Here is a 24,968-nt window from a genome sequence, read left to right as displayed (position 1 = left end):
CAATCTGTGAAGATTTTGCCTAGCGGACGCAATTTGCGCAAATTACACGCTTATAACCTGCTGAAATTAAAAAAGGTCGGCGCAAGCCGACCCATTTTTAACGCCTGAAACAAATCAGATGTCTTTAGTTTCTATAGTCCTGAACACGAGTTGCGCGCAGTCCGGCAAGGCCGTGCTGTTCGATCGAGTTCTGCCAGGAGAGAAACTCTTCAACTGTTAGCGTGTAGCGGCTGCACGCTTCATCGAGGGAAAGAAGCCCCCCGCGAACTGCTGCAACAACTTCAGCTTTTCGCCTGATAACCCAACGCTTGGTAGACGTTGGTGGCAGGTCTGCGATCGTTAGAGGACTCCCATCGGGGCCAATAACGTATTTTACTCTTGAACGTATATGTTCGGCCATTTCACTCTCACACACATCATGACCAAGTCAGGTGTGACAGTACCCCAAGCCCTTTAAAAATTACCTAAACCGCTCTCAACCTTTCGGTAAGATTCATTACTGAAATCCTTAGTGGATATTAACCACAATTACCCCTGTTTGACGCTGGTTATATTTCCCACTGGAATGGTCAAGCCACCCACATGCAGCATGATCTCGCCGGTGCTGAAATCAACCTCATCGACAGTCCCCGACACGATGGTATCCAGCAGTGAACTGGTGCCAGTTTCATCAACAACGCTCATCTGCACTGAGTACACTCCATCAGGCGCTTTGCCGCCGGAGCTAAGGGTTCCGTCCCATTTATAGGTTCCCTCGCCCTCTGTGATGGACGTTTCGCCCGAGTAGACAACTGCGCCCTGCTCGTTGCGGATCTCGACACTTGCAGTTCCTATCCCGTCAGAAATATAGTTCCACCGGGCTTCGCCATTGGTAAGATTGGCACTGTCGCCATAGGCCGTCACAGTGTTGCCAATGTAGCCAACAAACAGACTCGCACTTTGCGTTTTTAACTGTTCCAGCAAAAGTTCCAAATTGTTGTTAGATGCAATTTGTTGCTCAACCATTGAATATTCTACGAGCTGACTCGTGTATTCCGCAGTGTCCATCGGGTTGAGCGGATCCTGATTCTGCACCTGCGTTGTGAGCAGAGATAGGAACAGATCGTAGCTGTCGCTGATTGTGGAGCTGATACCGGTCGTACTGTTACCGGTGTTCATGCTGGCGATATCGCTAATTGTTGTCATGGTTCTTTCGCCTCACTACACCTAAACCGAAATATCCAGCCCGCCAGCGGCGGATGCTCGCTGGTAAGCCATTACGCCAGCGCTGTTTTCAGTGATGTCTTCATCACCAAAATCAGCGTCCTGACGATTTGCAAGAGCATTGCCCTCGCCCGAATTATCGCGTCCGTTCTGACCACCCTCGCCCTTGAGGGAGAATTGAAGTCCGCCGCTGTCGCTCTTGTAGCCCGCTTCCTGCAGTGCCTTTTCGAGCCCGCGCGCGTCACGCTGCAACGCCTCTAGGGTTTCGGGACGCTCCACCACAAGATGAGCCCGCACATTTCCGTCCTTGGAAAGTTCAAGAGAAACGTCAATACGCCCAAGGTCCGCAGGATCTAGGGAAATCTCAAAGCGCGATGCACCTTTAGCAATTTGTCGGCTTATCTCCGGCCACACCGCATTTGCGACGCCGCGTAGATCACCCGCCTTCACTGGCAGGGACTGAACAGAGGCTTCCAAGCTGGAAACCTGAGAGCCACTGGAAGCGTTGCCACCAAAGCCGGTTTCAAAGAACGCCTCTTCGCCCGCGCCTAAAGCGCTTACGAAATCATCCGCAGTTCCAATCATTTGCGGCACATCTGAGTGTGCTGACTTACTAGCAACTGATGCTGTACCAAGGGCCGCTAACTGCTGAAGATTCTGTTTTTTATCACCACCTGCAGCCGCTGTGCTCACGTTGGCCGGATTTGCTGCCGGGCTCATAAGCGGAAGGAACCCACTTCGCAGCTCTGGCATTGTCGCTGGAACAGCGCCAGATGCACGTTCAGCAACAGGTGCAGCACCCTCATTATATTGTGCGGCTAGAATGCCCTCTTGCGGCACGTTCGGCTGCGCAATGCCACGCTCATTTATAACCGGCTGTGCTGCTAATGGAGATGCGCTCGGCAACCCCGCTTTTACACGCCCATTATCGCCAGTGGGACTTGGCGTCATAGGAGCGTCAATTGCACCATCAGATGCGTGACGAATGCTAACAGGTCTTAGGCCGTCCTGTGCAATTTGAGCAAACGCGCCAACGCGCTCTTTGCCATCAATGCGCATTTCACCAGAAACAACTGGCGGCACGGACGCTTCCACGGACGCGGAGCGGGCAATTTGAGGGGTGGCAGCGCTCTCGGGTTTAGAAGGCGCTTCGCTTGTAGGCGTCGATAGGCCTACACTGATCTGCGGTGCTTCCTGCTTTGCAGCTCCACTAACCTCAACACCCTTCGGGAAAAAAGAAGGTGTTATTTGCGCGACTTGAGCGACCGGCTTTGCGTCAGCGACCGGAACACTCACCTCACTATTAGCTTTAGCATTTGCAACAGCGGGCGCTGATGGAGGACTACCAACGGAACTCATCTGCGAAGGCGCAAACAACGTCGGCTTCTCAGAACCCACGACCTTGCCAGACACTGCGGCTGCCTCTGTCAGCAGTCCATTTATTTCTGGCGAGACATTTGTAGCCTTAGCCGGAAGAGTGCTCTCATTATATATAGGCGCAGCTTGAGGCTCTGGAACGGCCTGAGGATTTGGAGAAGAAGGTGCATTAAACTGAGCTACAGCTTGCACAGCGACACTACCATCACCCTTAGGAGCAGCTGTCTTGGCAGCTACAGGCAGTAGGCTCTCATCACCCTTACTTAAAGCAGCCTCTTTAAAAGGTGCTGCTTCAATTGCGGCCTCACCAACGGGCGGCAAGCCAGAGGCCCCAACTTGAGGAGTAGCAGCGTCACCCGTAGCGCCACTCGCCGCAAGTGAAACTCGCGGAACGCCAGCCGGATCAACATCCCAAAGACCGGAGTAGGAAGCTGGACGAGCGTCTTCCTTCAAAGTCAGAGCAGCAGTCGTAACAGGCTCCACGGAGGTCGCCGCAGGCTTCAACCCAACTGGTTCATTGCCATCACCACTTTCAGCGCTAACGCTCTGACCTGTTGCAACGGGGTGCAGGATTGCAGGAGCCTCAGCCCATTGCCCAAGCGAGGCGGCAGCTTCTGGCAATGCTGCCGCGATACCTTCTACTGGGGCGAATGCTTCGCTAAGTGTGTCATCGAGCTTGGCTTCCTTCTGTGCGGGCCGGCTCGCGCCATCCAAAACGTTGACCAAGGAAACCGCAGAGCCGTCAACATTATGTTTTTGCGGGACTATCGGGCTTGGACCACCTGCAAGAGGCCGATCAACGCGGGCCACCTGCCCACCTGTCGTTTGTACGTCTGCTTTGCCTCCAGCGAAAACAACCGGAGTTGGAGAAATACTCTGCGCTACCGGAGTTATGCTCCCGCCAAGCGCTGGAGATGCTGCGCCAACCGGCTGCTGCGTGTACCCACCGAGCATAGATGCGAAGGAACTGGCCGCCGAGCCGAACAAGGCGGAGTTTGCAACGGGCATATTACCTTGCAGCAAACCACCGGAGTTACCGTTTGTAACACCGGGCACAACACTGCTAGAACCTTGCAAAACGCCAGTAAACATCAAGCCTCTCAGATACGCAAAAACTCGCACCAAATCCAAAACGCGAAATTGGGCTCCCTTTAGAAAGCAAGAGACAAGCCAACCCTGAAAAATAAAATATTATGGAAATTCAACAGGCTAACCAATAGCGCCATACTCGGCACTTGCGCATCAGGTAAACCTTGCCTACTTACGGGCAAATATTGCCGGACCATAGCCAATACTTGAATTGGCCTTTGGGGAAAATTTGAGTATAGTCCGCAAGAATTCGAAGATGCGCAGTGAGCGCTAAGCGCCAACCTCCCTTTCATTGGTAGGGCTTAAGCGCCGGAAACGATCCGGCCGCGCTGTTAACTCGCCTGCGCTTTGTTAAACGAGGTTACTTGGAAATGTTGAACAGCCTTGGCTTGCCAGGTCGTCCGGAAGATACACGCGTCGTCGTTGCTATGTCCGGCGGCGTGGATTCCTCTGTTGTGGCCGGCCTGATGAAACGCGAAGGCTATGATGTTGTTGGCGTAACGCTGCAGCTTTACGATCATGGCGAGGCGATCCAGCGTAAAGGCGCGTGCTGCGCCGGACAGGATATTCATGATGCCCGCCGCGTGGCTGAACGCCTTGGCATCCCTCATTACGTGTTGGATTATGAGTCCCGCTTCCGTGAACAGGTAATCGAGCGTTTCGCAGACAGTTACATCAACGGTGAAACGCCAATTCCGTGTGTAACCTGCAATCAGACTGTGAAGTTCAAAGACCTTCTGGAAACCGCAAAGGATCTGGGCGCTGATGTTCTGGCGACCGGGCACTACGTGCGTGACAAGCTGGTTGGCAATCGCCGCGCTATGTTCCGTCCTGTCGATCTGGACCGCGACCAGTCTTACTTCCTGTTTGCCACAACACCTGAGCAGATGGATTTCATCCGCTTCCCTCTTGGGGGCATGACCAAACCGGAAGTGCGCGATCTTGCTCGCGAGTTCGGACTTGAGATTGCAGACAAGCACGACAGTCAGGATATCTGCTTCGTACCTCAGGGCCGATATACAGACGTGATTACAAAGCTGCGTCCACATGCGGCTGATCCGGGTGATATCGTTCACGTTGATGGCCGCATTCTGGGCAAGCACGAGGGCATTATTCACTACACCATCGGCCAGCGCCGCGGTCTTGGCGTTTCCACTGGCGAGCCGCTTTACGTGGTTCAGCTGGATGCGGACGGCCGCCGCGTAATCGTTGGTCCGCAGGAGGCACTGGCAACCCACCAGCTGCAACTGCGTGAGGTAAACTGGATCGGTCAGGGCAATCTGGAAGATATTCCGGAAGAAGGCTTGGAAGTCTTTGCAAAAGTACGCTCTACCCGTCCGCCAACACCCGGCCGCATTAAGTTCGTAGATGGTGAAGTCACCATGGAGCTCCATGCTGGTGAAATGGGCGTTGCTCCGGGTCAGGCCTGCGTGTTCTTTGATGATGATAGTCAGGATGCCCGCGTTCTGGGTGGTGGCTGGATCCACCGTGCAATTCGTGAAGAAAGCACCGAAACCGCGTTACACAAGCTTACCGGCAAAGCGTGGACAGCTGCAGGCTACTCCACCCGCTAAGCTTCCAAAATAGGTAGTTACAAACCGGAGCATGAAACACTGCTCCGGTTTTTTATTGCGTATGGGCATAAAAGACGGACTGCCACAGACATAGCTGGCAAGCTCAGCACCGGACATGCGAAGATTATAAAGCACCTCCCTACTCACCAAGTGGCTTGTAATCCGCCAATTAAAGCCCTTTTAAAGCCAGTTGTTACCTCAGGTAGACTTGCAGACCCACACATCTCTAGATAGGTTCTTTTCCTAGGGAACACCTTATTTTTTCACAGAGAAACCAGTTTCCACAAAGTTGAAAAAACACCGCTTGACGGAAACTGCTAACAACCTTATACACCCCTTCACAGCGCAAGACGCTGTACCGGATGGCGGGGTAGCTCAGTTGGTTAGAGCAGCGGAATCATAATCCGCGTGTCGGGGGTTCAAGTCCCTCCCTCGCTACCATCCTCCTCCCTGAAAGAGAATATCTCTTTGTTTTACTTCCGCTAGGAAGCAGGGAACGCAAAATTTGTGGCGGGGTAGCTCAGTTGGTTAGAGCAGCGGAATCATAATCCGCGTGTCGGGGGTTCAAGTCCCTCCCTCGCTACCACTTCTCCTAAGAATTCCCAAATCACTAAAAATCTATATCAGATGCCTATTTTGGCGTTTGTGCCGTTCTGTGCTTTGTCTATTTATGCCTATCAAAAAAGGCCAGGGACAATTCCCCGGCCTTTGATAGCTTCACATTTTCAAAAACTTAGCGAACTTTAGAATAGTCAGCAGCAAGCATTAAGCTGTACTTTTCTGCGGATGTTATCGGCTAAAGCGTTCCCTTCAGCACAACAACCTTAGCCGATACAGCTTCGCTTTTTGAACCTACATTTTCGCAACGAGGTTCAAGAATACGCCGGAATTTGTGTAGTTGAGATCGGTAAGATCTTCGGAAACATTGCCCCACTCATAACCAACACCAACCTTCACGTGTTCCCCGATATGCCGGTAAACACCGAGTAGCGCTCCCGTTGAAAACGTATCGGTTTCCTCGCCGTACATCAGTCGTCCTTCGACCATCGCGTCCCAATTTTTCACCACATGCCAGTCAAGCCGTGCAATGCCCAGGTGCGCTGTAGAAGCTTGGAAGTCGGTAGTGCCGCGTTCGGCCACTTCAGAGCGCCGATATCCGTATTTAGCACCCAGAGTCAAAGACTTGCTTAGGTCATAGTCCAGATCAACGGACAGAACATGGCTTCGCTGAGCATCCCCTCCCTTGTCCCCATGAACGGTAACCTGATCAGCTCCCGGCAGGTCATAGAGGTAGCTGTACTTAAACAGCATGTTCAGGCGCTCATGCTCAATCGGACGATAGGCATAACCAAGGCTCGCCTCTATGTACTCACCATCCCTGAAGCTATCGCCGGAGTTTTCTGAAAGAAGCGCATCGAAACTACCCAGAAGGCGGGCATTTTCATTGCGTTTATATTCAAAGCCTGCAGTTGCTGCCCACGTATCTGCATCCTGATTTGCACCATCTCCGGTTTCGGAACGGTACTCAACCCGAGAACGTGCTTTGAGAACATCAGCATCATTATAGACCACGCCAAGAGAGTAAGCGTTGCGATCCAAGTCGCCGTTATGTTTGTCTCTTACAACTCCGCTTTCCAACGCACCGCTAAAGCTCCACTTCTCAACCGGAGAGTAAGTGATGCCGTATGCACGGGTTTGAGAATGATGGTCTCCATAAAGGTCGAAAGCGTTTTCAGCATAGGAGGTTAGTTGGTCAGAGTGACGATAGCGGCTACCGACTACGACCTTGCCCATATCATCACCGACGAGATTGTAACCGCTTAGGGTACGTGTAGGATCAAGGCTGTAACCGAAGTAAACTTCACGATCTGCGCCTTGGGTATACGTTGCAGTTGCTGCCGCGCCTACGCCGTCAGTGCCATCAGAAACCTCACCGGAAAGAACCAGCTTTTCACTAACGCGCACTTCAGCGCCAATACCATAGCGGTCATCACGGCTCAGACCACCTGTCTTTTGCGCGGTAACCTGCCCAAAAAGCCAAGCCTTAGCGTCGTCACTCAGCTCATAGGTAAGCCGCGCACTGACATCAGATCGGGTTCCGGTGTCCTCAGGCTTGCCATCTTCAAGTTGGTCCAGATAGTTGTAGGCTCCTTCAACCCGCCAACTCTTGTCGATATCGAAGGCTACAGCAACTTCTGCGGAATTCTTATGGTTTCCAAGATCACTTTCAAAGTGCTCGCCAGATAGGCCCAGCTCAAGGCGGTCACTCACTTCAATGCGGGTACGCCCACCAATGAGAAACTGATCTTCCTCCACACTCTGGTTCAAAGTGGCAAAACCACCCTCGATCCGCTCCATATAGAATTCTGCAAATCCGTCTTTTGGTAGGTCAAGCTCACCAAAATCTACATGGCTATCAACGCTGTATGCACGAGCCTCCCGCCCTAAACTGCCGGCTTCATCTGTAAGGGTTAGGCCGCCGTCTGACGACACAGTACGCCCGAAACCCGGACCATCTGTCTGCGCGATTTCAGCTTGCAGGAAGCTGTTTTGCCCCATCTGAAACCGGAGGTCGGCACCCAGCATCTTCTGATCGGCCAGTCCGGTGGTTTCCTTCATGGCTGTGGCGCCTAAGCGCATGTGATCATTCACCCACGCCTCGGCACGCCCGCCAAATGAGTACCCATCTACATCCCCCGCTAAAGGAGTGTACTCGTACTGAACCACCAGATTAACATCGTAAGCGCCGCTGGTTCCTGAGGCTAAGCCACCATCAGAGGACGATGAATTCAATGGCTGGGCAAGCTTGATAACACCTTGCATATAGTCCAGCTCATAATCAGAGCCAGCAGCCAAGTTACGTGTCGCGATAACCCTGCCTGTATCCGGGTCAATCGTTTGAACCGAAACACTTTCCGAGCCACCGTTGATATCCTGTCTGGAAAGGAAATAGAGCGAACCGCCCGTACCTCTTAGGATATCGGTTTGAGGAAGGGTTCCCGGCTGCGCGCCGTAGACAACGCCGCTAAGGCGAGCATCGCCACTGGCGGTCGTCGCAGCTGTCGCGCTTCGCACTTCGCCGCCATATAACTTGCGGGTATTGTTCAGCAGCTCACTGCCTTCAACCTCTGCGGTGAAGTCTCCCCAAGTTGCTTGGGTCTGCCCTCTTTGGGCACGCAGATAAACGCGGCCAGAACTTGGGGTATCATCGTAGCTGCTGCTATCGTCCCCATAGGTTGGATATAGGTCATCCTGATCAAGACGAGCGATCACGGCACGAGGATCTTTATCATCAAGACGGGTAAGAATATCCTCAATATCACCCTCACCAGTATCGGCAGACGAGGTGATAGACCAACCGTTTTTTGTTATGCCGGAAACATAGTAAGCCAAACGGCCTTCGGCATAATTCTTTTCGAAATACGGGTCAGCGGACCTTTCTGTATCTTCCAGATGCCGCCCTACTGTAACATCGGCAATGGCAACGTAATGCCAATCAGATTCAGGAACCTCTACTTCCTTGATTAAGGAGCGTTCCTTGCCGTTGGATGTGTATTCAACATCGACGCTGTGAGAACCCGCGGGAATGTTTCTGCTGATAACAAATTCACCAGAAGCGGTAACAGGCACCGCCTCCCCCATCACGGTGACGTCTTGCTGCGGATCGACCTGACCTGAAACAACTACAACGCCGCCGATCACCGGAATAGCTCTTCTGCGTGTCCGGTCCTCACCCTCACCTGCTGCAACAATCTCGCCGCCAGTCGTCTCGTGACTCTCAAAAGCCGCAGTAGTTCTATCTAGCGGCAGAGCAAAGGTTTCATCATAGCGGCCGGAAGCATCATAAACCCGCAAAGCATAGGCGTAGTTTTTGCCTCCATCCACTGGCATAACCCACTGCGCTTCACCATTTGGCGCAACTGGCAGAACATCCAGAGTTTTTGGATAGCTACCAGAGAGGTCAATCACCCGCACCTCAGCCTTATCGATGTACGCGGGGTAGTTAGATGACGCCCGAAATGTAAGCGTCTCGCCTGCCTGATAGGCGCTTCTCAAATCACTGGTAGAAACATTCAATATCCGTGTCGGCTTCAGACCGTCATAGCGGATATCTATGCGAGCCGTGTCCGGTAACCCGCTGCCACGTTCGCCCAGTGATTGGCTGGACACAGCCTCCGATAGAGGCGCAGCGTCTAGCGATATAGCAAACCCTTTTCCATCGAGGCTTTGCGCTGCTGCATTTTGTAGAGGAACACCAACAACTGCGGTAATCGCAACTGCAGAGACGGAAAGGCAGAGTAAGGATGCCCTTTTCGATACATGCTGTTTTTTCATGACAGATACCGCAATCAATTGAAGTGAATAATGTTTTTGTCGAAGGTCAGCTCATCCTGCGGTCGCTCGGACCACTGATCGCGAATGCGCAGTTCAACCTGTTTCATCTTCTTGAAAGCGGCTTGGCGTGTAGGCCGCGAAGCTTTTTCAGGAAGATGGAAAACGAGGTTCAGGTGAACTGGCTCACTGTTGATCTGCAGGACAAGATTATCGAGCGCTTCTTCGAACTCTGGCTTCAGGAAGCCATCATTGAAGCCACTTTCACTCAAGTCGATGCGCACCACCCGAGGCAGAGTTGCGCCGAAGTTCAACTCTGTCATCTTGCCCGGAGTTAGGCGCACCACACGCGGGTTTTCTGTCGTGAGACGATAGCCTGCTGGCAAGGAGCGATGATCCAGCTTGAGAATAAAGTTGGAACCACGGTCCTTCGGAAGCATTGCGCAAGGCACATGGAAGCGTCCGTATTCGTCTGTCGTGATGATTGTTCCATCAACACCCGTTACACGGGCCGACGGAATACCGTTCTCAACCACACCATTTTCCGGCTTATTCTGATAGCCATCGCGGTTGAGATCGTTGAACACCTTGCCGTAGACATCGCCGCAGTCAAATACTGGCTCCGGAATAATCGTAACCGTGGCAGAGGCTTCAGGTGCCAGAAGTTGACCGGTTACGCTGTCTCGCAAACGCGCTCGGTTGACGTGATCTCCCACATCCGCTGAAACCAAAATCCTTGCTGAAAGCTTGGCGGTAATGGTTGCAAATGGCGAGATGTAGAGGTCTGGCAGTTTTACGGTATTACCGATCACCTCTACCGAAGTCGGCGCTCCATCGACACTGGCTGTATCAACGACATAAACGAAGTCTGCAGGCAGAATATCCAGCAGGTTCATCGGCCCCATTGTTCGGGCATAGTCGTTGGTGATCGTGATCGTGTATGGAACAACAGTTCCGCGCTCCACGACTTGTCTAGAGGTCGTTTTGGTGAGGCGTAGTGCCTGCTGGATCATCAACGGCTCAAGAGGATAAACGGTTGGATCATCGACCACATTGCCGTCTGTATCATCGCCGTCATCAGAAAGGTCACTGATCGGCTCTGGAGTTCCCGGGACGCCTGCCGGATATACCGGCAAACCAGAGGCCTCTACCTGATTGGAGAGCCCGCCTCCATCAACCGCCTCAACAGTCAGAACAAATCGCGCTTCGTAGTTCGCAATCTCTCCCGGCAGAAGATCTCCTTCCAAAGATCCAGTATCGGCAGATACGAAGGTAGGGCCGCTATCGAGCGTAATTGGAGTTGCAGTATCAAGGGTCAGGAATGTATCGGCCAACGAAACGCCGGACAGAGTTGTGTTACCGGTGTTTTGAACCGCGATTGTGTAGGTGATGGTATCGCCAACACCGTCAAGGCCATCCCCCTCGTCGGAGAACATCTGCGTCTTAGTTGCTTCAATACCGTCGATAGCACCCTGAACCACTGTCTCGGTCGCGGTATCACAAGCTGTCGGGTTATCACGGCGACAAATCTTGTAGGTCACCTGATATTCGCCCGACGGATTACCCGGAGCCAGTGTAATCAGCGCTGTGTTGGTATCCAGAGTGAGTTCTGGATCACTCGCTTCCACGGTAAGAATGACATCAGCCAGAGTGGCAGGCAGCGTTCCGAACCGGTCAGATGCCAGCATTGACGTTGTCGTTCCACCATCCGTCGTAAACGGAGGGAATACCTCTGCTACCGCCTCAATAAACACGATAGTGGTTACAACTCGGTCACTGTCATTAACGAGCAGCGGACTGCCGCCTCCATCGACACCATATTGACCAGAAACGCTCGCGTTGTTCTCGACATCCTCGCGAACAATATCTGCCGCTACAAGATTATAGGTCGCGGTGTAGGTGGATGTGTCAGTCGCACCTGGCGCAAGGCTCGCAATCGGCCCGCCGCTAAGGTTCACGCCAGCTAAGGCATCTGTAAGCGTCACGTTTGTGAGCGTCACAGTACCAGTGTTGGTCACCGCAAAGCTGTAGGAAATCATCTCCCCAACCTTGCCAATATCCTTGGAAAGAGCAGAGGTATCTGCGGTTTTAACAAGATCAATCGACGGAGCAATAGCGAGAGGAACAACCGTTGGGTCATCATTCGTCACAGTCGTACCGGACGTATCTGTAACCGTTCCACCAACGCGCGCCGTTCCTGTGACAGTGGCCGTGTTCTCGACCTTGGCGTTGTCGAGGTCGGACTGCTTGAGAATGTAGGTCGCCGTAAACGTGGAAGTATCCGTTTCACCCGGCGCCAGTGCCGCAAGCGGTCCCCCGCTTAACGCGATATCTGGCAAGGCATCGGTGATAAATACGTTTGAAAGATTGATATTACCGGTGTTGGTGACCGTGAAGCTGTAGGAAATCTGATCTCCCACCTGCGCCGGATTATTCACCAAAGATGCATCAGCAGTCTTGATAAGCGCAATCGAACGATCTTGAGCAAGAGCAGCAGACGTTATGGTGTCGTTATCTGTTGCTGTGCCCGATACATCCGAAACAACCGCAGCAAATGGATCGGTACCGGAGACAGTCGCAGTGTTTTCAACGTAGCCAGTATCGATATCGTCCTGTGTAACCGCGTAGGTACCGCTGTAGGCGACTCTATCTGTTTGCCCGGGAGCCAATAAAGGAATCGGTAAACCGCCGAGATTCAAACCATCCATCAAATCTACGAGTTCGACGGCCGACAGATTAAGGTTGCCCGTGTTGGTGATTGCGTAGTTGTAGGTGATGATTTCACCCGGCTGCACCGGATTAGACAATGCAGAGGTATCAGCGGTTTTTACCAGACGTACTTGAGGATCATAGGTAGGTGAGAAAACTGTCGGGTCGTTTTCTCCGGCATCTTCCGCAAATCCGTTTCCATTAGGGTCTGGGTTAGAGCCGTCGTCACTCAAGTCCTCCAGTAAGGAGTAGTTGGCATCGATCTGACCGGTATAGTTACCCTGAGCAGTTACACGTGACTGCGTCTGGAAGGTGAAGTTATGGGGCAGGGATACAGGTGCCGAAGGCTTCACCGGCATCACTTTAACCTGAACAGAGATTGTACAGGAGCTGTTTGCCGCTAACGTGCCACTGCTAATCAGAGAGCTAACGGTATCTCCGTTAAAGCTTGCATTAAGTCCGTTACAGGTTCCGCTTGGCGCAGACACAATCGAATAAGTGCCCTCTGTCACCGATGCAGGCAAAGAAACGAAACTACCCAAGCTTGGCGCTGCGCCGCTCAAAGTCTCGGTTACTTCAACATTCATAAGAGGGTCGGGAGAAAAGTTCTCGACGACATAGGAGAATGTCGCAGTAAACGAACCGTCCGCGTTGATTGTTGGGGCAGCAGAAACGCGCTGCGCCAAACCAACACGGGCCTGAGGAATTACAGAGAAGTCATAGGCGGTGGCATCTATTTTCTTAGCCAGACCAATCGTATTGACCTCGGTCGGAGATACTTGTGTGCCCCCCGATGTTCCTACAAAGCTGGAACCATCAAGCAGATAGCCTTCCGTGGTGGAGCCTCGGGTAATTGCATAGGTACCACTTTGCAGACCGTCAAACGTGTACGTGCCGTCTGCTGCAGTTGTGGTAGTCATATTGACCACGACGCCATCATAGGCAGTACCGGTAAGCGTCAACTCAAGCCCTTCAACGCCTGTGTCTACCGCCTCCTGAAGACCATTGTTGTTGAAGTCGTAATAGACTTGTCCTGAAATGCTGGAATCGACAACATCAACCGGACCAGAGCCATTGTTATTACCCTCGTTCATGTCACGAGAGCTGGTAATGATTTGGGCGGTATTGGTGAGCGTAACAGGGTAGGAAGCAGCACTAGTCACATTCACAGGAACTGTGATCGTGGCCTGACCACCACTTGATAGCGTTCCGAGCGTACATGAGAACGAGCGGTTATTTGCTGCATTCGTACAAGTGCTTTGAGAGATCGTGCCAGTAACAACCGCCACAGTAGGGGTTCCGGTCAAAACCATCCCCGTCGGCAAGCTATCAGTTACCTCAACGTCGTCAGCTTCACGCAGGTCCGCACCGGTGTTGTTGCGAACTGTAATCGTGTAGTTAAACGCTTCACGAAGTTCTACTTCAGACTTGTCAACGACCTTGCTAACCAGTTCAACGTCTGCACGGGTTCGAACCGTAGTATGCTCATCCTCGGTATTGTTAAGCGGCTGACTATCTGCCCCTTCACCAATGGCGACCGAACTCAAAGAGGCGTTGGTCTGAGCGGAACCCTTTTCGATTGCGCGGGCGGTGATGATAATCACCTGCTCCTGACCGGCATCAATGCGAGGGAAAGTACAGCTCAGCGTACCGCCGACAGAACCAATTGCAGGAACAGTTCCACAAGTACCACCAGCGGCCACATGAGACTGGTAGGTCAACAGTGCTGTTGGCATCGCATAGTTGACGGTGACGTTCTCGGCAAAAGACGGGCCGAGGTTGCGGGCTGTAACCGTGTAGTTCATGTCCGAACCGATATCGATCGGGTCAACATCATCGATATTGTTGATCAAAATATCGAAGGCCGGAGACGCAACATTCACATTCAATGCTGCTGAATTATTCGTAGCATCCAGCTCTGGGGTTGTTGTCGTAACACTTGCGGAAGCTGCCATTACACCGCCGCGCAAACTTTCCAGTGGCTTAACCAGAATGTTTACGCGCTTGGATCCACCCGTGGCCACCTCACCCAGATCACAAACAATCTGGTTGTTTGCAGCAGAGATAACAGCACCAGCTACAGGCACCGTTGTACAGGTTCCAGAGCTTGGAGATGCAGATACGAATACGACATCGCTCGGTAGCGTTGTTGTTACAATCGTATTCTGCGCATAGCTCAAATAGCGCGCATTGCTCGGGTTTTGAGCAGTAACTGTGTACGCGAGGTTCTGGCCCGCAATCGCTGGGTCGCGGCTAGCAGACAGAGAAACCGTAACATCGGTGCGCTTAACAACATTGTAGTTTGCAGTTGAAGAGCCATTGTTGAGATCAGGGTCGCCGACCCCAAGGGAAATGATGTTGGCTGTGTTGCTCAAAGCAACGCCATCGCTCACTCCGGCACCCGGACGTGTATTGACCGTAATAATCGGACAATCAGTCCCTGCCGTACATACCGGCAGGCTATCAATGTTACAAACAAGCCCCTGACTACGGCCATTGGGCGTTACAGTACAGGTAAAAGTGCTGGTAGCGGCCGCATTTTTACTGACCGAATAACCAATGAAACCAGCATCCGTTGGACCAGTCAAACCATTGAGAAGGTCCGTAAGGTTATCCGTCACCCGTACATCGCTCGATGTATCGGGACCGGCGTTGATCACTTCGATATTAAAGGTTTGGCTATCACCAATAATGACGGGATTGCTGACCGCAGTTTTGGAGATAGTTACGTCAGCAGAGGCTGGGACATCGAAAATCTCAAAACCGTAAGAGGCAGTTCCACCACCGTCAGGCCAACGCGTTGCAACAACATCGCCTTGGTTTACTCGAACGCCCGGACTAACAGCACGTGTCTCCAGAACCAAAGCCGGTGTAGTATCGCCCGGAGCAAGGAACTCGTTCGCGCCTTCGTCATAGTTTCGCGTACAAACAACAGGCGCGGGGCCGACAATTGGCGCCGCCGGACATGTCCAACCCGCACCGGAATAGCCTGTATACGTCAGCCCATCAGGAAGAGAGTCTGTGAGGGTTACTTCCCCAAAAAGCCGCGTGTTCCCGTTATTTGTGAAGTCTAATGAGAAGTTGTAGTCGTTGCCAACGACCATCAATGCTGGGTTAGGACCACTTTTGCTAAGGCCAAGGGTTACAATAGGAACCTCTGTAGTTCTCAGCGCGTCCGTATCTGTGTTGTTTGAAAGGTCTGGGTCAGTTGGACTGGTGGAAGTAATCGCAACAGAGTTTTGAACATCGGTGCCTGCTGCATTTACGCTCACATCTACAACGACAGAACCCAGTGATACCGCCTCGCCCGCAGTCAATGCATTTGACGGCCGACTGCATGAAATGACTTGACCAGCAACGTTACAGGTCCAGTCACCACTTATGCTTCGGGTATTTGTGATCGTGTACTCGGGAGCAATGGTCGTGCTGAACGATAGGCCTTGAGGCACATCACCTGTAAAGCCTGCGTTGATTGTCACATTTTCCGTATCACCAACAAGTGCCAAGTTACCCGCAGAGTTGGACATAGACACATAGACATCGCTGCCCGCAGTCACACTTGTGAGCTGACTGGCAGTGTTGTTGGAAGCAACGCTATCAACGGTGGATGTAACACCAACGGTACCGGCCACAGTAAAGTCTGCAGAAGGGCCACTTGGCAAAGTGACCTTCCCAGTCACGTTCACTTGCGTATTTGCCCCTGAAACAACCGAACCACTAACAGGACAGCGGTAACCACCAGAACCATTGGATCCGCAACTTGTAACTCTAAAGCCAGTGATCGCCGGAATATCGATATAGGCACCGGACAACGTATCCGGTCCATTGTTCGTGACCGTGAAGCTATAAGAAACGACAGAACCCGACGCTGCTGTTGCAGGGCCGGTCACACTAAGAGCAACATCGGTATCACCCGGTGGCGGTGGCACATCAGGAATGCCCGGGCCCGGTGTAATAGTTGTCGTCTCAGCTACGCTGTTATTGACCGGATTGGTGTCATTGGTGTCAGGAATGCGAGCCTTAAGCTCGATTACGCCCTCGGCCTTCGTTCGCAAGATCACCGCGAAAGAAACAGTTCCATCGATATCTAGCGCTGGAACTGTACATGTAACAGTGCTTGGACCATCAACGGGAAGAGCCTGATCACAGGTGAGCGTCGTTACTTCGCTCAGCAACGTATTATCCGGAACATCGATGATCAGGGATGTCGCGGGAGACGCGAGCGGGTTCAACTCATCAGCAGAGTTGGTGATGGTAACCGCGTAAGAGACGTAGTCGCCAGATGCAGATGGATCGCCACCAGCATCGGATACATCCAGCACCCAATCGTACTGGGATGCGTACCCGACAACGGGAGCGCCCAGCAAACCCGCCGACAACGTAAACCCAACTAAGAGCTTTCGAGCAAGACCTCTCCAACGACACTCAGACGTAATTGCCCGAGAAGAAAAACCGCTGGATTTGCCCGCACCAAACGCGCCCATGCCACCCCCTAGAGACGACAGGACCTAAACACTCCCGATAATTTTTGTCTTGAAGGCAGAACGCGATACTTGGCGCCTAATCAAGAAGACAGAACAACTGCTTTCTAACTAAACAGGGTAGGAAGATGAAAAGATCGCTGCCAGTTCCACTTTTTGAAAATTGATAAAAATAACAAAAACTACCTATCAATTTTTAATGTTAGTTAAAATACATAGTTAACGGAAAGGCGGGGATACTAACCTTCTGTTAATACTTACCTTTTCAGCATGAAAGTAGTGATTGATTAACTTCTACCCTGCGGGTTTGCGACCTTTTACAACCGAAGGCACAACAAAAAGCGCACAATATGCGCCTCTGGGACCTAATTTGATGAGCAAAGAAATTTGTTTGCCTCGACTAATTGTCAAGAAACAGTAAGGGGCCGCCCGAAACTAGGACAGGCCCTTAACCACCCTCTTTCCCTAGGGGTAAATGGCATTTACCAATTACTGCTCGGTCACAGTTACGTTGCGGGCATCAATGCCGTTTTCAATGTTGGAGCCTGAAACAGTAAGCGTTCCCTTAGCACCGCCTGTTTGGGAGGCCCGAATTCCGGCTTCTCCGTTATCAGCCGTTTCCGTATCACTGACTTGGATTGAGAAGGTTCCATCCCCTTCATGGTCGTACCGAGCGCCATATCTGCCGTTGCTCTGAGCTGTCACGTCCTGAACAAGAGCAAAAAGATCACCTGCACCTGACTCTTGTGCGCGGATGCCGTCGTCTTTGTTGTTGTTTACCGTTGAGCGAACAACGTTGATGGCAAGGCTACCATCATCTTCCTCGCCAACATCAACCCCTTCATCAAGATTGGAAAGTACGTCGGCTCCGTTCATATGAAGGGTAAGGTTCCCCTCTCCCGCTTCATCGATATCAATGCCGTCATCCAAGTCGATTGAGATTTCATAGGACTTGATAGAGCCAGACGGATAGGTCTCTACTTTCTTTTCGAAGCAGTCATCATCAGGCGAGCCGGTAATATCGGCTGGCACATCGGCATCAGTCGCCTTGCCGTCGTCAAATGTTGCAATCAGTTTTTGCGGCATGTACGTCTGCAGAACGACAGGATCGCAGTAGCCTCCATTGTCTACAAATTGGTTGCCAACAACACTGGCAAGCACGCTGCCAGCTCCACCTTCATCAAGCTCTACGCCATCAGCGCCGACATCTCGAAACGACGAGCCGTGAGAGATAAAGTAGATGCCGCCATCTCCCCTCTCATCAATACGAATTCCATCTGCATCAAACGCACCGTTCCCGACATCGGCAACAACTACGCCATTTGCTTGAACCGCGATGGACGCACTGGCACCATCGCCCCCACCACCGCTACCGCCGCCGCACGCGTCGGCAAGGTCACAATCTGACACATGGATACCGTGATAGGCTACGCCCGTGACTGTCACTCTATCCAGTCTCAGGAAAAGCGTGCCGGTTTGGTCGTCCCGCACATCAATGAAGATGCCTTTGCCGCCTGACCCGTCAGCATCGCCGCGCTTCATTACAGAGAAGCCACCCGGCCCTACAAACCGAAGGTCTGAAGCGGTGAGATCCGCTCCGGAAGTAAGTGCCAACAAAGTTACGTTCTCTTTGCTATGGATTGTCTGACCGCTGCCATAAAGAACCAGCGGCACCTCACCTGTGTAAGTAAGCGTGCTTCCAATTTCGATTACATCGTTGGTTACAACGTAAATCGGCCGCGCTTTGCTGCTTTCAGAGGCAATAGCCAGCGCCTCACGAAGAGATCCCGGACCGTCATCCGCACCGGTTGTTACTGTCAGGGGCAGCTCTGAGGCTGCTACGCCTGTTGCAAGCGATAGCCCGCAAACAACAGAGGCCAACAAATTCAAACGAAGACAAGGAACACTGGGGAAGCGCATTCTACCGATCCTTTGCTCTTATTTATTGGGCGAAGCATCTGGCAACAGTTCTCTAACAAAACCCATGCACCGCCAGTATCTAGACTATCGATAGACAGGAAGAATGGAAAGAAACTCTAAAATCGCTAGGAAACGACTGAGTTAAGAGGATACGCGGTTAACGCATTACCTAAACGGGATCGACAAAAGTTTTGTCTGACATGGCAAGCGGGAACAAGCGTCTTGAACGGACATTTCGTAGGCCGCCCTAATAGGACATCACCCTATTTTGCGCCATGCTTCCGCCACCAAACGAACATATCAACAGGCGAAATGGCCCTACCAAATGCATCTCCAATATATCAGAGAATTGTTCGCAATAGCGACAGATCAACTTACAGCAGCTCTAGAAACGCCAAAATCTATACTCGCAATATTCCGAGGTTATCGTAAACGTGATCTTGGCGAGAATTCTCTAAACCCTCATAAAACTGGCAGTTTCTCCCAATTTCGCTTTACTATGTCCAATTGCATTACACTGGGACATATTGCCTTCCTCGAAATTACCGAAAGGGAAGGCTCTCATGGCAAAACATGAGAAAACCAAAAGTAAACCGACCAAAATTACGTAGTAGTACTGTTAATAAAGTTACGGGTAACGCAACGAACAGCAATATTTTTGCGTTTCGGCACCCAATATACGCAATATTTCTATTCATGAAAAATTTATAATTCTGATAGCTTCCCGGCTTAGAGGCGAAGCCGATCTTCTGTGGTTTTGGTTGAATAGATTTGGTTCGCTCACTCCCTCGTCTTTGCAGGAACAAAAGCGGACATGGGAGGGGTGTGCCCGGGATGCGCTGTGCCATTGGCAACATGTCCCGATCCATTCAGTTCCAAAGGTGCTGATGAGCAGGCTGCTTCGTGTTTTGGATGAAGCTTGGATTGTAGCGTGAGTGAACTGTTAGAAGCCCGCAACCTAAATGTACGTTTCAACACTATGTTTGGCGTCAAACACGTGCTGAAAGACATCAACATTGGCATGGCTCATAACGAGATTCTAGCCATCGTTGGGGAATCCGGCTCGGGCAAGTCGGTCTTCAGCAAGTCGATTATGGGATTGCTCGGGGAACGTGGCACGACAGATGGTTCCATCTGGCTGCATAAAGGAAAGACTTCCAAGTCTGGAGAGAGCACCGGCTCTATCGACCTAGCAGGCATGAAGCAGACCGAACTGGAAGAAATCCGTGGTGACCAGATCTCCATGATCTTCCAGGACCCGATGACCTCTCTTAACCCGGTGATGACCGTTGGCAAGCAGATCGCTGAAGCCATTCGCATTCACCAGAACAAATCCATGAAGGAGTCGCTTGAAGAAGCTGGACGCCTTTTGGACCTTGTTCGCGTTCCAAGTGGTCGCAAAATTCTCGGCGTTTATCCGCACCAGCTTTCTGGCGGCATGCGTCAGCGCGTCATGATCGCGATGGCCCTTGCATGTAAGCCAAAGCTGCTGATCGCAGACGAACCAACCACAGCACTGGACGTAACCATTCAGGCCCAGATTCTTGCGCTTATTAAAGAGCTGCAGAAAGAACTGGACATGGGCGTGATCTTCATCACCCACGACATGGGCGTTGTTTACGAAATCGCAGACCGCGTTGCTGTTATGTACAAAGGCGAAGTGGTCGAGTCCGGCACTCTGGAACAGATCTTCACCGCGCCTCAGCACGCTTATACTCGCGCCCTGCTCGCTGCAGCTCCAAAGCTTGGCGAAATGACCGGTAGCGACCTGCCACGCTCCTTCCCTGTTTTGACTATGGAAGAAGAGCTCGCTGGCAAGGGCGGCAACGTTGCACAGATTGACGGCCACGCCGTTGACTATAACGAAGACCCGCTTCTGACTGTTCGCAACCTTCAGGTTATCTTCCCGCGTCGTCATAACTTCTTTGGTCAGGTAACCCACCAGATCCACGCTGTATCCGACGTCTCCTTCGACCTCCACAAAGGCGAAACCCTCGGCATCGTGGGCGAGTCCGGTTCTGGTAAGTCCACCATCGGTAACGCGATCCTTGGCTTGCTGGGCGAAGCAGAAGGTGATGTTCGCTATGGTGAAATCGACCTGCTGAACCCGACCCCTGAGCAGCGTGAACTGGTTCGCAAGGATATCTCCTTCATCTTCCAGGATCCTCTGGCATCCTTGAACCCGCGCATGACCATTGGCGCCGCAGTTGAAGAGCCGCTGATCATCCATTGCCCTGACATGAGCGCAGCGGATCGTCAAAAGCGTGCAAAAGAACTGCTCCAGCAGGTAGGCATTGCGCCAGACCTTTACCGTCACTACCCGCACGAATTCTCCGGCGGCATGCTGCAGCGCGTAAACATCGCGCGTGCGCTGACCACCAATCCGAAGATCATCGTAGCGGACGAGTCCGTTTCCGCTCTCGACGTGTCGGTACAGGCAACCGTTCTTAACCTGATGATGGAACTTCAGCGCAATCTGGGTGTTTCCTTCATCTTCATTTCCCACGACATGGCGGTTATCGAACGCGTTTGCCATCGCGTTGCAGTTATGACCAAGGGCCAGCTCGTGGAAGTTGGCCACCGTCGTGACATCTTCGAGAACACGCAGCACAGCTACACCCGTAAGCTGCTTGCCGCGATCCCGCAGATCGACTTCTCGACCCGCCAGCAGAAAACATTCGAACTGATCAACGATGAAGTGCCGGATCCTGTCTTCCCAGTAGGTGAAGCGCCGACACCAATTCTGATGAAAGAAATCTCTCCAAGCCACAAAGTAGCGACGGAGTGACAGGCCGGAAGCCCAATAACTAACAAGAACCAAAACCGTAGTGCCACCGTTCTCACCCTTGAACGCAATTCTCGAGTGATGTCGGAACGTCCAACGTGTGTTGAACGGTGACATAGCTACCGCGCAGACTGTGCTGTTTCACTTTGGCGAACGGGACAGCGAGCGAGTAACAAATCTAAAAGTAAGGACTGACAATGAACCTTATGAAATCACTGGTTCTATCAACCGCGCTGGTCGCTGGCATCGCCGGTCAAGCCATGGCAGAGACTAACGTCGTTATTGCGATCGAAAGCTCCGTTCGCACGCTCAACCCGCACAATGCCTCCATCACATTGGACATGTCTGTAGCAGGTGCTGCATACGAAGGCCTGTTCAAGTTCAACACCAAGATGGAAATCCAGCCGAACCTCGCAACTGGCTATGAAGTCAGCGAAGACGGCAAGACCTACACCATCACCTTGAACAAAGGCATCAAGTTCCACGACGGCACTGATTTCAATGCTGAAGCTGTAAAGTACAACTTCGAACACGAAATCAAGCACAAGCTGCGTCGCGCGTCTCTTCTCACCAACGTGAAAGAGTTCAACGTTCTTGCTGACGACAAGCTTGAAGTTGTTCTGAAGGAACCATCCAACAACTTCATCAACTCCATCACTCACCCATCTCAGGGCATGATCAGCCCTGCTGCTTTGGAAAAGTATGGTGAAGACATCCAGTCCAACCCAGTTGGTACCGGTCGCTTCGTATTTGACAAATGGACCCGTGGTAGCTCCGTTGCATTCACCGCTAACGAAAACTACTGGCGCGGCCCTGTAAAAGTTGACGGCATCGAGTTCCGCACCGTTGCAGAAGCTGGCTCCCAGCTCGCAATGCTGCAGTCCGGTCAGGCACAGTTCATCTCCACCGTAGCTCCAGCTATGAAGAAGGTGATCGACGCTAGCCCGAAAGCTGAAAACGTTCGTGTACCAACCATCATTGGCCGCTGGTACTCCCTGAACACCCAGAACGAAATCTTCTCTGACGTGCGCGTTCGTAAAGCTCTGAACTACGCATTCAACAAAGAAGCATTCGCTAAGGTTGTTTACAACGGCGACGCTGCTCCTATGACTTCTCCGATCCCTAGCGATCTGGAAACCTACGCTGAGCAGGAAAGCTACAAGTACGATCTTGAAAAAGCTAAGGCACTGCTTGCAGAAGCTGGCTACGCTGACGGTTTCAAGGCTGTATTGTGGTCTAAAAACAGCACCCTTTCCCTGCGTTCTGCTGAATTTATGCAGCAGCAGCTGGAAGCGCTCAACATCGAGCTGGAAATCATCCCACGTGACACTGCTTCCCACTACGCAGCAGGCGACACTCTGAAGGACGATCCAACCCGCCCGGTTATCTTTGATGCTGGCTGGTCTTCCTCTACCGGTACTGCTGACTGGGCACTGCGTCCAATCTACCAGACCGGCGCTGGCTCCAACTACGCTCTCTATTCCAACCCTGAGCTGGACAAACTGATTGCAGAAGGTCAGATCACTCTTGACCCTGCTCGCAAACAGGAAGTCTACGGTCAGATCCAAGAGATCGCATGGAACGACGCTCCTGTAATCTACACCACCGTTGACTACCGCACCGTTGGTAAAAGCAAAGCCCTCAAAGGCGTTGATTTCCTCCCAGATGGTTCTATCAGCGTCGGCGACGTAGAGCTGGTTAAGTAAGGTAAAACACCATAATGCCGCAATATATTCTCAAGCGTCTCCTCGGCACGTTGGGAGTAATGTTTGTCATTGCTATTCTGGCGTTCTTCTTTGTGCACATGCTACCGGGTGACCCTGTTCGCATGCTTGCCGGTGAAGATGCGACTCTCCAGGAAATGGAGATCATCCGTCAGAAGCTCGGACTCGATCTGCCCCTTCATCAGCAGTTCTACATCTTCCTTGTGAACCTGCTGCAGCTGGACTTCGGCAACTCGTTGATTTCGGGTGACCCGGTCTACGACGTACTGGCTGATCGTTATGTCCTGACAGCCAAGCTAACCCTCGTTTGCCTTTGGTTCATTCCTGCGGGGATTGTTCTGGGCGTCATTGCGGCAACCCACAAATCCAAATTTCTGGATCGGGCTTGTATGATCTTTTCAGTCTCGGGCATTTCGGTGCCCGAGTTCTGGCTGGGCCTCATTCTGATCCAGATTTTTGCGGTGAAGCTACAGTGGTTCAACCCGACTGGTTTCCAGTCCTGGGCTGACCTCACACTGCCAGCAATCACCATCGGTATGATGGGTACCGCGATTATCGCTCGCTTCACCCGCTCCGCGTTTCTTGATGTTCTTTCCGAAAACTACATCCAGACCGCGCGCGCAAAAGGCGTAAAGCGCTTCAACGTAACTTACGTTCACGCGCTGCGTAACGCGATGCTGCCTATCATCACTGTTATCGGTCTTCAGATCGGTTTCATTTTGAGTGGTTCCATCGTTGCGGAAGCAATCTTCGGTCTGCCGGGCCTTGGTTCCCTGCTTATCGAATCCGTAGTGGCTCGCGACTATCCAGTCGTACAGACCCTACTGATCCTCTATTCCTTCCACTTCGTCATGATCAACTTCATCGTTGACGTGCTGTATACCGTTATCAACCCGCAGGTCCGACTGAAATGAGCAGTACGACGACTTCCCAATCTGTATCGCCGTTTGAGCTCTTCCTTAGACGTTTCAAAAGGGAAAAGCTCGCCATTCTGGCAGGTTCAATTCTCCTTATCATGGTGTTGATGGCGATATTCGCCCCGTTCTTCCTCAGTCAGGGCCTGAACGACTTCGACTATGACAAGATCCTGATGCCTCCGTCCGCTGAAAACTGGGTGGGCACCGACCTTTATGGTCGTGACCTGTTCACGCGTTTGGTCTATGGCGCCCGTATTTCCCTGTCCGTCGGTTTCCTTTCTGTAACCTTCGGCGCGTTGCTCGGCAGCGTTCTGGGTATTATGGCTGCCTATAAAGGCGGCTGGCTCGACACTATCATCATGCGTGCAGCAGACGTACTGTTCGCATTCCCAAGCTTCCTGCTGGCAATTGCTATCGTTGCAGTGCTGGGTGGCGGTATCGTGAACGTTATCATCGCGATTGCTATCTTCAGTACGCCAACGTTTGCCCGTATTACCCGAAGCTCTGCTTTGGCTGTGCTGAACTCCCAGTACGTGCGTGCAGCAACCACCATGGGCGCAAGCCACTTCCGCATCATGTTTGTGCATATTCTGCCAAGCACCATCGGCGGTATTCTGGTTTACTTCACCATGCGTGTTGGCACCTCTGTTCTAACCGCAGCAAGCCTCAGCTTCCTCGGCATGGGTGCGCAGCCTCCATCTCCTGAATGGGGCGCAATGCTTGCTTCCAGCCGCGACTTCATCGCAGTAGACGGTTACATGTACCTCACCCTCTATCCGGGTCTGTGCATCTTCCTGACTGTTCTTTGCTGTAACGTTCTGGGCGACGGCCTTCGTGCTGCGCTGGATCCGAAGTAA

The 24,968-nt window shown here is 52.2% G+C and carries 11 protein-coding genes and 2 tRNA genes; 7 read left to right on the top strand and 6 right to left on the bottom strand.

What is annotated here, in order from left to right; all coding sequences use genetic code 11:
* Window positions 1-124 precede the first annotated feature (124 nt).
* From sciP to E1162_RS17160, 3 genes are all read right to left on the bottom strand, one after another.
* Complete coding sequence (gene sciP, locus E1162_RS17170; protein ID WP_155133912.1) at window positions 125-400, bottom strand: CtrA inhibitor SciP; 276 nt, start codon at window positions 398-400, stop codon at window positions 125-127.
* A gap of 128 nt (window positions 401-528) precedes the next feature.
* On the bottom strand, window positions 529-1,185 hold the full coding sequence (locus tag E1162_RS17165; protein ID WP_155133909.1) for a flagellar hook assembly protein FlgD: 657 nt from the start codon (window positions 1,183-1,185) through the stop codon (window positions 529-531).
* A 21-nt stretch (window positions 1,186-1,206) separates the two neighbouring features.
* Window positions 1,207-3,672, bottom strand: a complete 2,466-nt coding sequence (locus tag E1162_RS17160; protein ID WP_155133906.1) for a flagellar hook-length control protein FliK — start codon at window positions 3,670-3,672, stop codon at window positions 1,207-1,209.
* A gap of 368 nt (window positions 3,673-4,040) precedes the next feature.
* Here E1162_RS17160 and mnmA point away from each other — a divergent pair, with 368 nt between their 5' ends.
* From mnmA to E1162_RS17145, 3 genes are all read left to right on the top strand, one after another.
* Complete coding sequence (gene mnmA, locus E1162_RS17155) at window positions 4,041-5,243, top strand: tRNA 2-thiouridine(34) synthase MnmA (RefSeq protein ID WP_155133903.1); 1,203 nt, start codon at window positions 4,041-4,043, stop codon at window positions 5,241-5,243.
* A gap of 364 nt (window positions 5,244-5,607) precedes the next feature.
* A tRNA-Met gene (locus E1162_RS17150) sits at window positions 5,608-5,684 on the top strand.
* A 68-nt stretch (window positions 5,685-5,752) separates the two neighbouring features.
* Window positions 5,753-5,829, top strand: a tRNA-Met gene (locus tag E1162_RS17145).
* A 266-nt stretch (window positions 5,830-6,095) separates the two neighbouring features.
* Here the strand turns inward: E1162_RS17145 and E1162_RS17140 are convergent.
* The 3 genes from E1162_RS17140 to E1162_RS17130 form a co-directional block, all read right to left on the bottom strand.
* The gene (locus E1162_RS17140; protein WP_155133900.1) at window positions 6,096-9,578 is read right to left on the bottom strand and encodes a TonB-dependent receptor; all 3,483 of its coding nucleotides are present in this window, start codon (window positions 9,576-9,578) and stop codon (window positions 6,096-6,098) included.
* A gap of 14 nt (window positions 9,579-9,592) precedes the next feature.
* A complete protein-coding gene (locus E1162_RS17135; protein WP_155133897.1) occupies window positions 9,593-16,768 on the bottom strand; it encodes a CLIPPER-2 domain-containing protein in 7,176 nt (2,391 codons plus the stop codon).
* Between the two features lie 486 nt (window positions 16,769-17,254).
* Window positions 17,255-18,685, bottom strand: coding sequence for a hypothetical protein (locus E1162_RS17130; RefSeq protein WP_155133894.1), 1,431 nt, complete (start codon window positions 18,683-18,685; stop codon window positions 17,255-17,257).
* Between the two features lie 931 nt (window positions 18,686-19,616).
* On the opposite strand from E1162_RS17130, the gene E1162_RS17125 reads away from it, so the two are divergent.
* The 4 genes from E1162_RS17125 (at window position 19,617) to E1162_RS17110 (ending at window position 24,968) form a co-directional block, all read left to right on the top strand.
* Window positions 19,617-21,473 carry an ABC transporter ATP-binding protein gene (locus tag E1162_RS17125; RefSeq protein ID WP_371311999.1) on the top strand — a complete coding sequence of 619 codons (1,857 nt, stop codon included), beginning with the start codon at window positions 19,617-19,619 and terminating at the stop codon, window positions 21,471-21,473.
* Window positions 21,474-21,667: 194 nt separating this feature from the next.
* The gene (locus E1162_RS17120; protein WP_155133891.1) at window positions 21,668-23,176 is read left to right on the top strand and encodes an ABC transporter substrate-binding protein; all 1,509 of its coding nucleotides are present in this window, start codon (window positions 21,668-21,670) and stop codon (window positions 23,174-23,176) included.
* A 14-nt stretch (window positions 23,177-23,190) separates the two neighbouring features.
* Complete coding sequence (locus E1162_RS17115; RefSeq protein WP_155133888.1) at window positions 23,191-24,108, top strand: ABC transporter permease; 918 nt, start codon at window positions 23,191-23,193, stop codon at window positions 24,106-24,108.
* Window positions 24,105-24,968: an ABC transporter permease gene (locus E1162_RS17110; RefSeq protein WP_155133885.1), complete on the top strand. Its 864-nt coding sequence runs from the start codon at window positions 24,105-24,107 to the stop codon at window positions 24,966-24,968. The genes E1162_RS17115 and E1162_RS17110 overlap by 4 nt, the downstream gene beginning before the upstream one ends.

It is taken from the genome of Pseudovibrio flavus, from assembly GCF_009711345.1.
In the GTDB taxonomy this organism is placed as follows: Bacteria; Pseudomonadota; Alphaproteobacteria; order Rhizobiales; family Stappiaceae; genus Pseudovibrio; species Pseudovibrio flavus.
Note: the sequence above shows the minus strand (reverse complement) of the source record. Positions and strands in the feature narration are given on the sequence as shown.

What these genes read in the sequence shown, in the direction of transcription:
- sciP (WP_155133912.1), bottom strand. Translation starts at nt 400, where the DNA reads ATGGCCGAACATATACGTTCAAGAGTAAAATACGTTATTGGCCCCGAT.
- E1162_RS17165 (WP_155133909.1), bottom strand. Translation starts at nt 1,185, where the DNA reads ATGACAACAATTAGCGATATCGCCAGCATGAACACCGGTAACAGTACG.
- E1162_RS17160 (WP_155133906.1), bottom strand. Translation starts at nt 3,672, where the DNA reads ATGTTTACTGGCGTTTTGCAAGGTTCTAGCAGTGTTGTGCCCGGTGTT.
- mnmA (WP_155133903.1), top strand. Translation starts at nt 4,041, where the DNA reads ATGTTGAACAGCCTTGGCTTGCCAGGTCGTCCGGAAGATACACGCGTC.
- E1162_RS17140 (WP_155133900.1), bottom strand. Translation starts at nt 9,578, where the DNA reads ATGAAAAAACAGCATGTATCGAAAAGGGCATCCTTACTCTGCCTTTCC.
- E1162_RS17135 (WP_155133897.1), bottom strand. Translation starts at nt 16,768, where the DNA reads ATGGGCGCGTTTGGTGCGGGCAAATCCAGCGGTTTTTCTTCTCGGGCA.
- E1162_RS17130 (WP_155133894.1), bottom strand. Translation starts at nt 18,685, where the DNA reads ATGCGCTTCCCCAGTGTTCCTTGTCTTCGTTTGAATTTGTTGGCCTCT.
- E1162_RS17120 (WP_155133891.1), top strand. Translation starts at nt 21,668, where the DNA reads ATGAACCTTATGAAATCACTGGTTCTATCAACCGCGCTGGTCGCTGGC.
- E1162_RS17115 (WP_155133888.1), top strand. Translation starts at nt 23,191, where the DNA reads ATGCCGCAATATATTCTCAAGCGTCTCCTCGGCACGTTGGGAGTAATG.
- E1162_RS17110 (WP_155133885.1), top strand. Translation starts at nt 24,105, where the DNA reads ATGAGCAGTACGACGACTTCCCAATCTGTATCGCCGTTTGAGCTCTTC.